The sequence below is a fragment of the uncultured Lutibacter sp. genome (assembly GCF_937891065.1).
Lineage (GTDB): Bacteria > Bacteroidota > Bacteroidia > Flavobacteriales > Flavobacteriaceae > Lutibacter.
In genome coordinates this window covers 22,593-36,099 of sequence record NZ_CALAEQ010000268.1, presented here as the reverse complement: position 1 = coordinate 36,099, position 13,507 = coordinate 22,593, and the positions used below count along the sequence as shown (strand labels likewise).

12 protein-coding genes are annotated in these 13,507 nt (G+C 30.1%); 5 read left to right on the top strand and 7 right to left on the bottom strand.

The annotated features are described in order from the left end of the window. Positions 1 to 8: 8 nt before the first annotated feature. Positions 9 to 1,529 (top strand): GH3 auxin-responsive promoter family protein, encoded by a 1,521-nt coding sequence (locus tag Q0352_RS14275; protein WP_299528702.1) that lies wholly within the window; start codon positions 9 to 11, stop codon positions 1,527 to 1,529. A gap of 11 nt (positions 1,530 to 1,540) precedes the next feature. Here the strand turns inward: Q0352_RS14275 and Q0352_RS14270 are convergent, their stop codons facing one another. Together Q0352_RS14270 and rlmN are read right to left on the bottom strand one after the other, a co-directional pair. Then, positions 1,541 to 2,518 (bottom strand): polyprenyl synthetase family protein, encoded by a 978-nt coding sequence (locus tag Q0352_RS14270; protein ID WP_299528700.1) that lies wholly within the window; start codon positions 2,516 to 2,518, stop codon positions 1,541 to 1,543. Positions 2,519 to 2,545: 27 nt separating this feature from the next. Then, positions 2,546 to 3,583, bottom strand: a complete 1,038-nt coding sequence (gene rlmN, locus Q0352_RS14265; protein ID WP_299528698.1) for a 23S rRNA (adenine(2503)-C(2))-methyltransferase RlmN — start codon at positions 3,581 to 3,583, stop codon at positions 2,546 to 2,548. Between the two features lie 240 nt (positions 3,584 to 3,823). On the opposite strand from rlmN, the gene Q0352_RS14260 reads away from it, so the two are divergent. Beyond that, a complete protein-coding gene (locus tag Q0352_RS14260; protein ID WP_299528696.1) occupies positions 3,824 to 4,357 on the top strand; it encodes a bacteriocin fulvocin C-related protein in 534 nt (177 codons plus the stop codon). A gap of 1 nt (position 4,358) precedes the next feature. After that, positions 4,359 to 5,189 carry a TlpA disulfide reductase family protein gene (locus Q0352_RS14255; RefSeq protein WP_299528693.1) on the top strand — a complete coding sequence of 277 codons (831 nt, stop codon included), beginning with the start codon at positions 4,359 to 4,361 and terminating at the stop codon, positions 5,187 to 5,189. Between the two features lie 129 nt (positions 5,190 to 5,318). Here the strand turns inward: Q0352_RS14255 and queA are convergent, their stop codons facing one another. Next, on the bottom strand, positions 5,319 to 6,368 hold the full coding sequence (gene queA / locus Q0352_RS14250; protein WP_299528691.1) for a tRNA preQ1(34) S-adenosylmethionine ribosyltransferase-isomerase QueA: 1,050 nt from the start codon (positions 6,366 to 6,368) through the stop codon (positions 5,319 to 5,321). A 176-nt stretch (positions 6,369 to 6,544) separates the two neighbouring features. After that, entirely contained in the window at positions 6,545 to 7,756 is a 1,212-nt protein-coding gene (locus Q0352_RS14245) for a 3-phosphoshikimate 1-carboxyvinyltransferase (protein WP_299528689.1), read from the bottom strand. Positions 7,757 to 7,844: 88 nt separating this feature from the next. On the opposite strand from Q0352_RS14245, the gene Q0352_RS14240 reads away from it, so the two are divergent. Next, positions 7,845 to 10,952 (top strand): glycosyl hydrolase, encoded by a 3,108-nt coding sequence (locus tag Q0352_RS14240; RefSeq protein ID WP_299528687.1) that lies wholly within the window; start codon positions 7,845 to 7,847, stop codon positions 10,950 to 10,952. A 75-nt stretch (positions 10,953 to 11,027) separates the two neighbouring features. Here Q0352_RS14240 and Q0352_RS14235 read toward each other — a convergent pair whose 3' ends face one another. The 3 genes from Q0352_RS14235 to Q0352_RS14225 form a co-directional block, all read right to left on the bottom strand. After that, positions 11,028 to 11,537, bottom strand: coding sequence for a gamma carbonic anhydrase family protein (locus tag Q0352_RS14235; protein ID WP_299528685.1), 510 nt, complete (start codon positions 11,535 to 11,537; stop codon positions 11,028 to 11,030). 15 nt (positions 11,538 to 11,552) lie between these two features. Continuing rightward, the gene (locus Q0352_RS14230; RefSeq protein WP_299528683.1) at positions 11,553 to 12,542 is read right to left on the bottom strand and encodes a type IX secretion system membrane protein PorP/SprF; all 990 of its coding nucleotides are present in this window, start codon (positions 12,540 to 12,542) and stop codon (positions 11,553 to 11,555) included. 72 nt (positions 12,543 to 12,614) lie between these two features. Further along, positions 12,615 to 12,884: a hypothetical protein gene (locus Q0352_RS14225; protein ID WP_299528681.1), complete on the bottom strand. Its 270-nt coding sequence runs from the start codon at positions 12,882 to 12,884 to the stop codon at positions 12,615 to 12,617. Positions 12,885 to 13,063: 179 nt separating this feature from the next. Between Q0352_RS14225 and Q0352_RS14220 the strand changes: the two genes are divergently transcribed. Then, positions 13,064 to 13,444 carry a hypothetical protein gene (locus Q0352_RS14220; RefSeq protein ID WP_299528679.1) on the top strand — a complete coding sequence of 127 codons (381 nt, stop codon included), beginning with the start codon at positions 13,064 to 13,066 and terminating at the stop codon, positions 13,442 to 13,444. Positions 13,445 to 13,507: the final 63 nt, after the last annotated feature.

The window sequence follows — 13,507 nt, the reverse complement described above, 5'->3', positions numbered from 1 at the left end:
ATAATAAAATGCCATATCCAATAGTTAATTCAATAATTTCTTGGTTTTTGAAAAAGAGGAAGCACCAAATGGAGCTGTTTTTAAAATACCCTATTGATGTTCAAAAAGAATTACTCTTCAAATTATTATATAAAGCACAATATACCGAACTTGGAAATAAATTAGATTTTTCATCTATTAAATCTTACAAAGAGTTTACTGAAAAAGTTCCCATTCAACAATATGAATCTATTGAACCAATGATTGAACGGGCCAGAAAAGGTGAACAAAATATTTTTTGGCCAACTCCTATAAAATGGTTTGCGAAATCGAGCGGAACTACTAATGCAAAAAGCAAATTTATCCCTGTGAGTGAAGAAGCTTTAGAAGATTGCCATTTTAAAGCAGGAAAAGATATGCTCTGTTTGTATTTTAACAATAACCCAGAGTCACAACTTTTCATTGGAAAAGGTTTGCGACTGGGAGGAAGTAGTGCTGTTTATGAGGATAACAATTCGTTTTTTGGTGATTTATCAGCTATTATTATTGAAAATTTACCGTTTTGGGCTGATTATAGCAGTGCACCCAAGCAAGAAACTGCTTTGATGAGTGAATGGGAAAGTAAAATAGAGGCTATTATAAATGAAACTATTGAAGAAGACATTACCAGTTTGGTTGGTGTTCCTTCTTGGATGTTGGTATTGTTAAATAAAGTATTAGAAAGAACTGGAAAAAATAATATTTTAGAAGTTTGGCCGAATCTTGAAGTTTACTTTCATGGTGGTGTAAACTTCAATCCATATAGAGAACAATTCAAAAAAATAATTCCTAAAAAGGAATTTAAATATTACGAAACTTACAACGCTTCTGAAGGTTTTTTTGCCATTCAAGATGTTAATGATTCGTTTGATATGCTGCTAATGCTTGATTATGGTATTTTTTACGAGTTCATTCCTATGGATAAATTTGATGGTGAGAATTCAAAAGCTATTTCGCTTTCTCAAGTAAAATTAAATGTAAATTATGCGTTAGTAATTACTACAAATGGCGGATTGTGGCGATATTTAATTGGTGATACCGTAAAATTTACGTCCTTAAAACCTTATAGGATTAGAATAACAGGAAGAACGAAACATTTTATCAATGTTTTTGGTGAGGAATTAATTATTGAAAATGCTGAAAATGCATTGAAACAAGCTTGTTTAAAAACAGCTTGTGAAATTTCTGAATATACTGTAGCGCCTATTTTTATGAATAGAAATAAAAGTGGTGGGCATGAATGGTTGATTGAATTTAGAAAACACCCAAAATGCATTAATTATTTTACTGAAATTTTAGACAATTCTTTAAAAGCAATAAATTCGGATTATGAAGCAAAACGTTATAATAATTTAACATTGGCAATCCCTAAAATTAATGTGGCTAAAAATGGGTTATTTTACGATTGGCTAAAACAAAATGGTAAATTAGGTGGGCAACACAAAGTACCAAGGTTGTCTAATTCAAGAAAACATTTAGAAGAATTGTTGGAATTAGAATTGGTTAAATAAAATTTTAAAACTTAAATTTTTCGTTCAATTACATAGTTAACCATATTTAATAGAGAATCTTTGTATGGTGAACTTGGATAGATTTCTAAAATTTCTAATGCTTTAGATTGGTATTCTTTCATTCTTATGGTAGTGTATTCAATACCTCCTTTTTCTTTCACAAAGGCAATAACTTCCTTAACACGTTGCTTATTTTTATTGTGATTTTTAACTGAGTTTATCAGCCACTTCTTGTCTTTATCAGAACAATTATTTAAAGCATAAATTAAAGGAAGTGTCATTTTTTGCTCTTTAATATCTATACCCGTTGGTTTCCCAATTTTTGCATCGGTATAATCAAACAAATCATCTTTTATTTGAAAAGCAATTCCAATTAACTCACCAAATAGACGCATTTTTTCAACCTCTTCAACTGGACTTCCTACAGATGCTGCTCCAATACCACAGCAAGCAGCAATTAGCGTTGCCGTTTTTTGTCGTATAATTTCAAAATATATATCTTCGGTAATGTCTAATTTACGTGCTTTTTCAATTTGAAGTAATTCACCTTCACTCATCTCACGAACCGCAACAGAAATCAACTTTAAAATATCAAAATCGTTATTATCTATAGAAAGCAACAAACCTTTTGATAATAAAAAATCGCCAACAAGTACTGCTATTTTATTTTTCCACAAAGCATTTATTGAAAAGAAACCTCTTCTTCTATTGCTATCATCCACAACATCATCGTGAACTAAAGTAGCCGTATGAATTAACTCAATAATAGAAGCTCCTCTGTAAGTTCGTTCTTCAAATTTACCGTTGGAAACCATTTTCGCAACCAAAAAAACAAACATTGGACGCATTTGTTTTCCTTTTCTTCTAATAATGTAATGTGTAATTCTATTAAGTAATGGAACCTTTGTAGCCATGGATTCTCTGAACTTACTTTCAAAGAGTTCCATTTCTTCAAGAATGGGTTGTTTTATTTGTTCTACTAGCTTCATTAAGGAATCAAAAGTAAGGAAAATAGTTTAACTTTTGTTAGCTAATTGTCCACAAGCTGCATCAATATCTTTTCCTCTACTTCTTCTAACATTTACAATAATATCGTTCATTTCTAAAATACTAATATAATCGGTAATTACTTGAGGTTTTGCTTGCTGAAAATCACCGTCATCAATTGGATTGTATTCAATTAAATTTACTTTACACGGTATATGTTTACAGAAATCAACCAGCGCCATTATTGCTTCTCTATTATCGTTAATCCCATTCCAAACAACATATTCATAGCTAACTCTACTACCTGTTTTTTCATACCAATACTCTAGTGATTCTTTTAAATCCTTCAACGGAAAAGCAGCACTAAAAGGCATTATTTTTGATCTAACTTCATCTATTGCTGAATGTAGAGAAACTGCTAAATTAAATTTAACATCGTCATCAGCTAGTTTTTTAATCATTTTTGGAACTCCCGAAGTTGAAACAGTAATTCGTTTTGGCGACATCCCCAAACCTTCTGGTGAAGTAATCTTTTCTATTGACTTTAATACATTGTTATAGTTCATCAATGGTTCTCCCATTCCCATAAAAACAATGTTAGATAATTTATGGTTGTAATACAATAAACTTTCTTTGTTAATTGCTGCAACCTGATCGTAAATTTCATCAGGATTTAAGTTTCGCATTTTCTTTAAACGCGCAGTAGCACAAAATAAACAATCTAAACTACAACCAACCTGACTTGATACACAGGCCGTTGTTCTTGTGCCTGTTGGAATTAACACCGATTCAACAATTAATCCATCGTGCAATCTAACAGCATTTTTTACAGTTCCATCTGAACTTCGTTGCATGTTATCAACTTCAATATGATTAATCACAAAATTGTTTTGCAACATTTCGCGAGTTTCCAATGAAATATTGGTCATATCTTCAAAAGTATGCGCACTTTTACTCCATAGCCATTCATAAACCTGATTTCCTCTAAATGCTTTATCTCCATGTTCTACAAAAAAATCTCGTAGTTCGTCTTTAGTTAGGGCGCGTATGTCTTTTTTATTGTTCATTTTAGTTTTTTTTATAAAATAGAAAGTATTATCTTTAAGTTTAATAATTTAAAAAAGCTATACTATGAAAACACCGAACACCGAACACCGAACACCGAACACCGAACACCAAACTTCAAACTTTTAATCTTTTTATTTTTAATTTCTTTTGCAAATATAGGTTGTCAAGATGACACTTGTTACAGTTGTGACAAAGAAATTGATTCTTGGGCTAAAGAAAACCTTGAATCTTTAAAAACTATGAATAGAAATGAATTAGTTGTTTTAACAGTCGAAAAACAAAAAGCTGCTTTTAGAACTTTTTCACCTAAAAAAAGAAAACAACTTTGGGTTGACAAATTTAAACAAATTAAATCCTTAAATTTTTCAGAAGAAGAAATTAATCATTTAAAGACTTTTGAAAAACTTCTCAATAAATATGATTTTTCAAAAGAATTATCCGAAGAGCAATTATTATTTTTAAATTCTTGGTTTGAAGAAGGAAAATTAAATTTTAAATGGACTCCTTACTTTTTAGTAAGTGGTTTTGGTATGTTAAATGTTGATGCGGTTAAAGACAAAAGTGAATTTCAATTTTCCTCAAGAGTTATAGACGTAGAAACGGACCCGGATGATGGTCTTGGAGGTGGTGGTACAGATAATTGTGATTGCAGATGGGATATTACTTGTCAACTTGCTCAATTAGGAGATTGCAGTGATAATAGTTGTGAAGATACAACTTTTGGTTGTGGATGGTTAGGTATGCAGAGTTGCACTGGAGATTGTACTGGTTAATATGAAAATTTTAAAAATCATTTTTACTGCTGTTAGCCCAATTATTTTTTACTTAATAATTGGGCTAATTGCCCTAAATGGCAATCATAAGTGGTTATTGCTTTTAATGTCAATTTTTTATTTTATAATTGGTTTTTATTCTAGAACTAAAAAGCAAGTTTTTATTTTTAGCATTCCTTTTTTACTATTAATGACTTCAACATTATTTTTAAAAAATGCATTAACTAGTATTATTTTATTTTATCTGATAATTATTCCAACAAGTATTTTATTCGGTTATTTAACACAAAAAAAATCAAAAACATTTTCTTTACTTTTTATACTTTTTATTGTATTTATATTTTATTATGGATTTGATAATTTGAATTCATTTATAAGGAATTATAATGTGAGAGTAAATGATAAATCTCCTAAAATTGAGTTATTAAGTAATAGTGATAAATTAATTAAACTTGATACAATTAAAAATAAAGTTATTGTATTGGATTTTTGGACAACAAGTTGTGGGGTTTGTTTTAAAAAATTTCCTGATTATGAAAAGGTATATTTAGAATACGAAAACAATCCAAATGTTGCTATTTTCAGTGTTAATGTACCTATAAAAAGAGATACCTTAATAAAAACAAAAGAATTAGTCAAAGAATTAGGTTATAAATTTCCGACCTTATATGCTAGTTCCAATGAAATCTCACAAAGTTTAAGTTTTAATTTATACCCGCATTTAACCATTCTAAAAAATGGTAGAGTTAGATATAATGGTCGTTTAGAAATTGCTGAAAACGTTAAAATTAACAATCTTAGAATTGAAATAGAACGTTTGCTAAATGAATGATGTTTATAAAAAAATTGAGGTTTTCTAAAAAAAATAAAACTTATTTTGTGTCATATTTCGACAAGCTCAATATGACACAAAAGTCAAATTTCAGAAAACCTCAATTTACTTTATTAAAAAATATTATTTTTATATAATCAACATCGCATCACCGTACGAGTAGAATTTATATTTTTCTTTTACTGCTTCTTCGTAAGCTTCCATTAAAAAATCATAACCTGCAAAGGCAGCAACCATCATCATTAAAGTTGATTTTGGTGTATGAAAATTTGTAATCATACAATTAGCAATACTAAAATCGTGAGGTGGAAAAATAAATTTATTTGTCCAACCTTCAAATTCATTTAAACGACCATTTGAAGAAACTGAACTTTCAATAGCTCTCATTGAAGTGGTACCAACTGCACACACTCTTTTTTTGCTATTAATTGCTTTATTTACAATTTTAATAGTTTCTGCAGTTACAATTGCTTTCTCAGAATCCATTTTATGCTTCGATAAATCTTCAACTTCAACAGCACTAAAAGTTCCTAAACCAACATGTAAAGTAACTTCAGCAAAATCTATCCCTTTAATTTCTAAACGTTTCATTAAATGTTTAGAAAAATGCAATCCTGCCGTTGGAGCAGCTACAGCACCTTCATGTTTTGCATAAATTGTTTGGTAACGCTCTGCATCACTAGCTTCAACTTCTCTTTGAATATATTTTGGTAATGGTGTTTCACCTAATTCTTGTAATTTTTTTCTAAACTCTTCATAAGAGCCATCATATAAAAAACGTAAAGTTCTTCCTCTTGAAGTTGTATTATCAATAACTTCAGCAACTAAACTTTCATCATCACCAAAAAATAATTTGTTTCCTATTCTAATTTTTCTAGCTGGATCTACTAAAACATCCCACAATCTACTTTCTGCATTTAATTCTCTTAATAAGAAAACTTCAATTCTTGCTCCAGTTTTTTCCTTTTCACCATACATACGAGCTGGAAAAACTTTGGTATTATTCAATATAAATAAATCACCTTCATCAAAATAGTTAATTAAATCTTTAAACATTTTATGTTCAATCGTTTTTTCTTTCCTATTTAAAACCATTAAACGAGATTCATCTCTATGTTCCGCTGGGTATTCAGCAAGTAATTCATCTGGCAAGTCAAATTTAAACTTTGATAACTTCATGTGTTTATTTTTATTAATTTTTGGTGGATACTTGAAACAAGTTATTTAATATTTTCTTAGAAAAAACAATATTTACAATTCTTATTTCATCAATTTTTTATGGAATGAGTGCAAATATACAACATCGGCATAGGCGTTGTCAAGTGTTTCGCAATAAAACTTTGTTTTAGAGTATTTTAATGAGTGATTTTTTTGAAATCTTCCCAAAAAGTTGGGTATGATTTAGATACCACATTTGCATCTTCAATTTGAATTGGAACCTTTAAAGCAAGTGGTGCAAATGCCATTGCCATTCTATGATCATCATAGGTTGAAACGCTCACATTTTCATTAATAATACCGCTTCGTTTTAAATGCAAGGATTCATTTGTAATTTCAATCTCACCTCCTAATTTTTCCAATTCGTTTTTTAAAGCAACTAATCGATCTGTTTCTTTAATTTTTAAGGTGTGCAACCCTTTTATATTGCATTCTACTCCTAATCCAAAACAAGTTACTACAATAGTTTGAGCAATATCTGGTGCGGATTTCAAGTTCAAATTTAGACCCCTATTAATTTGGATATTTTTGTTTTTTAATAGAATTTTATTATCCTCAAATATCGTTTCAACCCCTAACCTATCATACAAAGTTACCAAAATTGAATCGCCTTGTAAACTGTTTTTTCTATAGTTTGATAGTGTTATTTCAGAATTAGGGCTCAATGCACACAAACTATAATAATATGAAGCTGAACTCCAATCAGATTCTACTTCAATTATTTTATTACTAATTTTTCTTTTGGGTGAAACAGTAATTGTTTTACCAACCCATCTATGTGTTATTCCAACAGAATCTAGTAATTTCAAGGTCATTTTAATATATGGAACCGAAGTAACTTCTCCTTTGAATATTAATTGCAATCCATTTTTTAACGTTGGTGCAATTAATAATAAAGCCGAAATATACTGACTGCTTATATTTCCATCAATTTCAACAATACCTTTTTCTAATTTTTTGCCTGAAATTTTCAATGGAGGAAAACCTTCTTTTTCTAAATATTGAATATCTGCACCTAGTGAAGTTAGTGCATCCACTAAAATTTTAATAGGTCTATCTTTCATTCTATGAGAACCTGTTAAAATAATTTCTGAATTTTCTTTTACTGAAAAGTACGCCGTTAAAAAACGCATTGCCGTACCTGCGTGTCCAATATTTATTTCGTTTGAAGTACTTTCCAATGCTTTTTGCATTAGTTTAGAATCATCAGAATTTGAAACGTTTTCAATTTTTAAATTCGGATAAAATTGTTGTAAAACTAACAACCTATTTGTTTCACTTTTAGAACCTGTAATTTGAACACTTCCATTTACAGTACTATTAATTTTGTCAATTTTCAACAAATCCATTCGTTATATATTTTGAAACCTTAAAATAAGTTAATTTTTATTAGATTTACTATTCCATTTTTTTATAAATCTTTTTAACAACACCTCCATGAAAAAATATTTCTTATTGGTTAGCTGTCTATTCTTAATTTCAGCACACAAAGTTAACGCTCAAAAAATAGAATCCAAATTTAGTGAAGAATATTATAACGCTATGGAATGGCGAAATATTGGCCCGTATAGAGGAGGGCGAAGTGCTGCGGTAACTGGAGTAGCAAACAAAGCAAACTTATTTTATTTTGGTGCAACAGGCGGAGGAGTATGGAAAACAACAGATGCAGGAAATTCATGGTCTAATATCTCTGATGGTTTTTTTGGAGGTTCAGTAGGAGCTGTAGCTGTTAGTGAGTCTGATAATAATGTAATTTATGTTGGAAATGGAGAAGTAACTGTTCGTGGTAATGTTTCTTCAGGTGATGGAATGTGGAAATCTGTTAATGCTGGAAAAACTTGGGAAGCTATTGGATTGAATAATTCTAGACATATTCCAAGAGTACGAATTCATCCAAAAAATTCTGACATTGTTTTTGCGGCTGTTTTAGGAGATTTATACAAACCTACTTCAGAAAGAGGTGTTTATAAATCAACCGATGGTGGTACAAATTGGAGAAAAGTATTATTTACAAATGAAAATGCTGGTGCAGTTGATTTAATTATTGACCCAACAAATCCTCGAATTTTATATGCTTCAACCTGGAATGTAAGAAGAACACCTTACAGTTTATCAAGTGGTGGTGAAGGTTCTGCGCTTTGGAAAAGTACTGATGAAGGTGAAACTTGGACAGATATTTCCAGTAATGAAGGGTTACCAAAAGGAATTTGGGGAATTAGTGGCGTAACTGTTTCTCCATTAAATTCAGATATTGTTTGGGCTTTAATTGAAAATGAAAAAGGCGGAATTTACAAATCTACAGATGCAGGTAAAACCTGGAAATTAATTAATAGTGAACGTAAATTACGTCAACGTGCTTGGTATTATACACGTATTTATGCCGATACTCAAGACGAAAATATTGTATATGTATTGAACGTTCAGTATCATCAATCTAAAGACGGAGGGAAAACGTTTAAAACATTTAATGCTCCTCACGGAGATCATCACGATTTATGGATTTCGCCTGAAGACAACCAACGAATGATTATTGCTGATGATGGTGGAGCACAAGTTAGTTTTGATGCTGGTGAAAATTGGAGTACATATATGAATCAACCTACTTCACAATTTTATAGAGTAGTAACCGACAACCATTTTCCGTATAGAATTTATGGAGCACAACAAGACAATTCAACCATAAGAATTGCACATAGAACTAACAGAGGTTCAATTAGCGAAAGTGATTGGGAAAGCACTGCTGGAGGCGAAAGCGCGCATATTGCTGTTGATCCTTTAAATAATGATATTGTGTATGGTGGAAGCTACGGAGGTTTATTAACACGTATTAACCACAAAACTGGTGAAAGAAGAGCTATTAATGTTTGGCCAGACGACCCAATGGGACACGGTGCTGAAGCCATGAAATATCGTTTTCAGTGGAATTACCCAATTTTCTTTTCGCCACATAACCAGCAAAAAATGTACACAACCTCAAACTTTGTACATGTAACTTATAATGAAGGACAATCTTTTGAAATAATTAGTCCAGATTTAACAAGAAATGATCCTTCAACTTTAAAATCATCTGGAGGTCCTATTACACAAGATAATACTGGAGTAGAATATTACGGAACTATTTTTGCCGCTGTAGAATCTCCTTTTGAAGAAAATTTAATTTGGACAGGATCAGATGATGGTTTGGTTCATATTACACAAGACGGTGGTAAAAACTGGGCAAATGTAACTCCTAAAAAAATGCCAGAATGGATGTTAATTAACTGTATTGAAGTTGATCCGTTTACTCCTGGAGGAGCATATATTATAGGAACACGATACAAACTCGGAGATTACACACCATATATTTACAAAACTGAAGATTATGGAAAAAGTTGGAAATTAATAACCAACGGAATAGCTTCAGAACATTTTACAAGAGCTTTGCGTGCTGACCCAAAAAGAAAAGGGTTACTATATACAGGAACTGAAAAAGGAATGTATGTTAGTTTTGATGATGGTGTTAATTGGAATCCATTTCAGTTAAATTTACCAATTGTACCAATTACAGATTTAGCTATTAAAAATGATAATTTAATTGCAGCAACGCAAGGCCGTTCTTTTTGGCTTATTGACGATTTAACTCCGCTACATCAATTAAATAATGAATTAACTTCTAAAGATGCTTTCTTATACAAACCTATGGATAGCTACAGAATGGGCGGAAGTAACAAGAAATCTAAAACTGCTGGCCAAAACCACCCAGGTGGGGTTATGATAAATTATTTTATAAAAACTCTTGAAGAAACTGACACTTTAAGTTTGTCCTTTTTTGATAATTCTGAGCAACATATTAAAACATTCTCAAACAATCCAGATAAAGATCAAAATGAAGAAAAATTAACAGTTAAAAAAGGAGCAAATACTTTTAATTGGGATATGCAATATCCTGATGCTGAAAAAGTTGAAGGAATGATTTTATGGTGGGCGTCATTAAATGGTCCAAAAGCACTTCCTGGCGATTATAAAGTAGTTTTAAGCAAAAATGGTAAAGAAGTTTTTAAAGAAACATTCACGCTAAAATTAGATCCTAGAAGTAGTGCTTCACCTGAAGATTTACAAGAACAATTTACTTTTATTATTGAAATTCAGGAGAAGTTAACCGAAATTCATAAAACGTTAAAAAATATTACAAAAATTAAAGCGCAAGTAAAACAATTAAAATCTTCAATAACCGATAAAGAAAAAAATAAAGAAATTATTGAGTTGGCCGATAAAATTGTAAAAGATTTAACTGAATATGAAAACGTACTGTATCAAACAAAAAGTAAGAGTAATCAAGATCCATTAAACTTTCCAATAAGATTGAATAACAAATTAGCGCATTTAAACTCCTTAAGTTCCATTGGAGATTTTAAACCTACCAATCAATCTGTGGCTTTTAAAAATGAAGTTGTAAAACTAATTGATGATGAATTGGCTAAAATTTATTTCGTTTTTGAAAATGATGTAAAAACCCTGAATAAAAAAGTAAAACAAAGCGATATAAATTTGATCAATTTAAATTAAGAAATAGCAGAGGCTGAAATAAATACATCAACTTGAGTTTATTTCAGCCTCTATTTCTTATTAAGTATCCAACTTTTATTTATACCAACTTGCGTATTCTATATAATTATCGGCTATTCTATTAATTTCACCTGAAATTAACTCTTCGCTAATATCTTTTACTTTTTTTGCTGGCACACCTGCAAATATGCATCCTGATTTTACGTGGGTTCCCTTTGTAACAACAGCTCCAGCCGCAATAATTGAGTTACTTTCTACAATGCAATCATCCATTACAATGGCTCCCATACCAATTAATACGTTGTCATGAATTGTGCAACCATGAACCATGGCATTATGGCCAATAGAGACGTTATTTCCAATGTTTGTTGGGTGTTTTATGTAAGTTGCATGGATTACAGCACCATCTTGTACGTTTACTTTATTCCCTAATTTAATATAATGTACATCTCCTCTAATTACTGCATTGTACCAAATACTGCATTGGTCTCCCATCGCTACTTCACCAATAATTACAGCGTTTTCAGCAATAAAACAATCACTCCCAAATTGAGGTTTGTTTCCGTTTAATTCTTTAATAATCATAATTTAAATAACCTATTAAAACATTCTATTAGTTTTACCACTTCTTTCATTCCAAAACCTACGAGGGGTTTCACACCCAAAATTGAAACCAAGTGTTATTTGATGATATCCTGCATCATCGAATAAAATCTCACCCGTTTGTTTTGTGTATGTATAAGAAATCATATATTTTTTAAAATTAACTCCAACAATTGGTGTTAAATAACTCAATTGGTTTGTGCTATTATTATCAAACCCTCTTCTATATGATAAGGCTGCCCAAACTTTTGCATTTCTTAATTCTGAATATACTTTCATATTCAGATCAACAAATTTTTCATTGGTACGTTCAATATATTGTATCATTACAGAAGGTTCGAATTCCATTGAACCTTTATTTGCAAAATTGTCAAAATAATGCCCAAATGACACTAAATATCTCCTCAAATTCAAAGATTCATAGTCTTTATCATATAAATTTCGAGCACTTAATAGTAGGTTTTTTACAGTAAAATATCCAAAAAAATCTACATTATGATAAGACATACTCACATCTGCATTGAAATAACTTTCACTTTGAACTATTTGTGAAATTACCGGATCAGGTATTTCAAAAGAAGATTCATCAACGCTATTATTAACTACCATAAAAGAAAGACCAAATGATAATTTACTATAATCTCTAATATGACCAAGATCTATGTGGTAAGCATACGTACCTTGTATTCCTTGCTGGCTATGATACCCATTTTTATCATTAAAAAGAATAAAACCAAGCCCACCTTTTTCTCCAATTTGAGAATTATAACTTAATGTTTGTAATGAAGGGGCATCCGAAATTCCATTCCATTGGCTTCTAGCTGTTAACCGAATCTTGCTACAATCTGTTAATCCTGCTGCTGATGGATGAACTAAATATACATTATCCGATAAATAATCTGAATAAATAGGCAATGTTTCTTGAGCTTTCACTAAAAAAGGAAGTAATAAGAAGACAACTATAAAAAAGTATTTTGTAAATTTCATTTTCAAGAATAAGGCCAAATATAAATAATATATCTCTTAATTATTGCTTTACTTCTCTATTATTTTTTAGTATTAAAAGAGAGACAATACTTTATTTTTAGCATCTTCATTAGTCCCCACAAATATTTTAATTTTTAAAAAATTCAATACTTTTAGTAAAGAATTAAACATATAATCACTTTCTGAATCATTTATATTTAACACATTATTTATGGTTGTTTTACTAAGATTAGTTCCTAAAATTAATTCACTTTTTTTAATGCTATTATTTTCCATAATAGTTCTAATAATTTTAGCAATTTGAACTTTACTATTTACTTCTGTTAAATTGATTGATACCATAACAATTGAACTTACGCTTTTAAACTATCGACTCCTCTAAGTTACTGATTTTTAATAAAAAACCTTTTATAACGAACTAAAAAAACAATTTTAACACACTATTAATACACTCTAAATTAAAATAATTACCTTTGTAGTGGCTTATGAAGCAAGTATTTATAAAAATATCGGCAATTTTAATGTCATTAGTAGTTGTTTTTTCTACAATGTCATTTTCTATTAGTGAACACTATTGTGGTGATTTCTTAGTAGATAGCGCCTTGTTTTCAAAAGCTGAATCGTGTGGTATGGAAATGGAAAAATCATCTCCTACTAATGATTGTAGCATTGATAAAGAAGATTGTTGTAATGATGTTGTTAAGCATATTGAAGGTCAAAATGAATTAAAAACAGACCTTTCTAATTTGAATTTAGAACAACAAGTTTTTGTAGCATCTTTTGTTTATTCTTACATTAATTTATTTGAAGGGTTAGAAGAAAATATCATTCCTTTTAAATATTATTCACCTCCACTTATTGTCACGGACATTCATGTTCTTGATCAAGTATTTTTAATTTGATTTTATTGTATTGAGTTTTAACAATGTAAAATTTGTTAAAGCATAGTTGTGCTTAAACCATAA

Excerpts from the sequence above, each read along its gene's own strand:
- Q0352_RS14275 (WP_299528702.1), top strand. The coding sequence starts at position 9 with ATGCCATATCCAATAGTTAATTCAATAATTTCTTGGTTTTTGAAAAAG.
- Q0352_RS14270 (WP_299528700.1), bottom strand. The coding sequence starts at position 2,518 with ATGAAGCTAGTAGAACAAATAAAACAACCCATTCTTGAAGAAATGGAA.
- rlmN (WP_299528698.1), bottom strand. The coding sequence starts at position 3,583 with ATGAACAATAAAAAAGACATACGCGCCCTAACTAAAGACGAACTACGA.
- Q0352_RS14260 (WP_299528696.1), top strand. The coding sequence starts at position 3,824 with ATGAATAGAAATGAATTAGTTGTTTTAACAGTCGAAAAACAAAAAGCT.
- Q0352_RS14255 (WP_299528693.1), top strand. The coding sequence starts at position 4,359 with ATGAAAATTTTAAAAATCATTTTTACTGCTGTTAGCCCAATTATTTTT.
- queA (WP_299528691.1), bottom strand. The coding sequence starts at position 6,368 with ATGAAGTTATCAAAGTTTAAATTTGACTTGCCAGATGAATTACTTGCT.
- Q0352_RS14245 (WP_299528689.1), bottom strand. The coding sequence starts at position 7,756 with ATGGATTTGTTGAAAATTGACAAAATTAATAGTACTGTAAATGGAAGT.
- Q0352_RS14240 (WP_299528687.1), top strand. The coding sequence starts at position 7,845 with ATGAAAAAATATTTCTTATTGGTTAGCTGTCTATTCTTAATTTCAGCA.
- Q0352_RS14235 (WP_299528685.1), bottom strand. The coding sequence starts at position 11,537 with ATGATTATTAAAGAATTAAACGGAAACAAACCTCAATTTGGGAGTGAT.
- Q0352_RS14230 (WP_299528683.1), bottom strand. The coding sequence starts at position 12,542 with ATGAAATTTACAAAATACTTTTTTATAGTTGTCTTCTTATTACTTCCT.
- Q0352_RS14225 (WP_299528681.1), bottom strand. The coding sequence starts at position 12,884 with ATGGTATCAATCAATTTAACAGAAGTAAATAGTAAAGTTCAAATTGCT.
- Q0352_RS14220 (WP_299528679.1), top strand. The coding sequence starts at position 13,064 with ATGTCATTAGTAGTTGTTTTTTCTACAATGTCATTTTCTATTAGTGAA.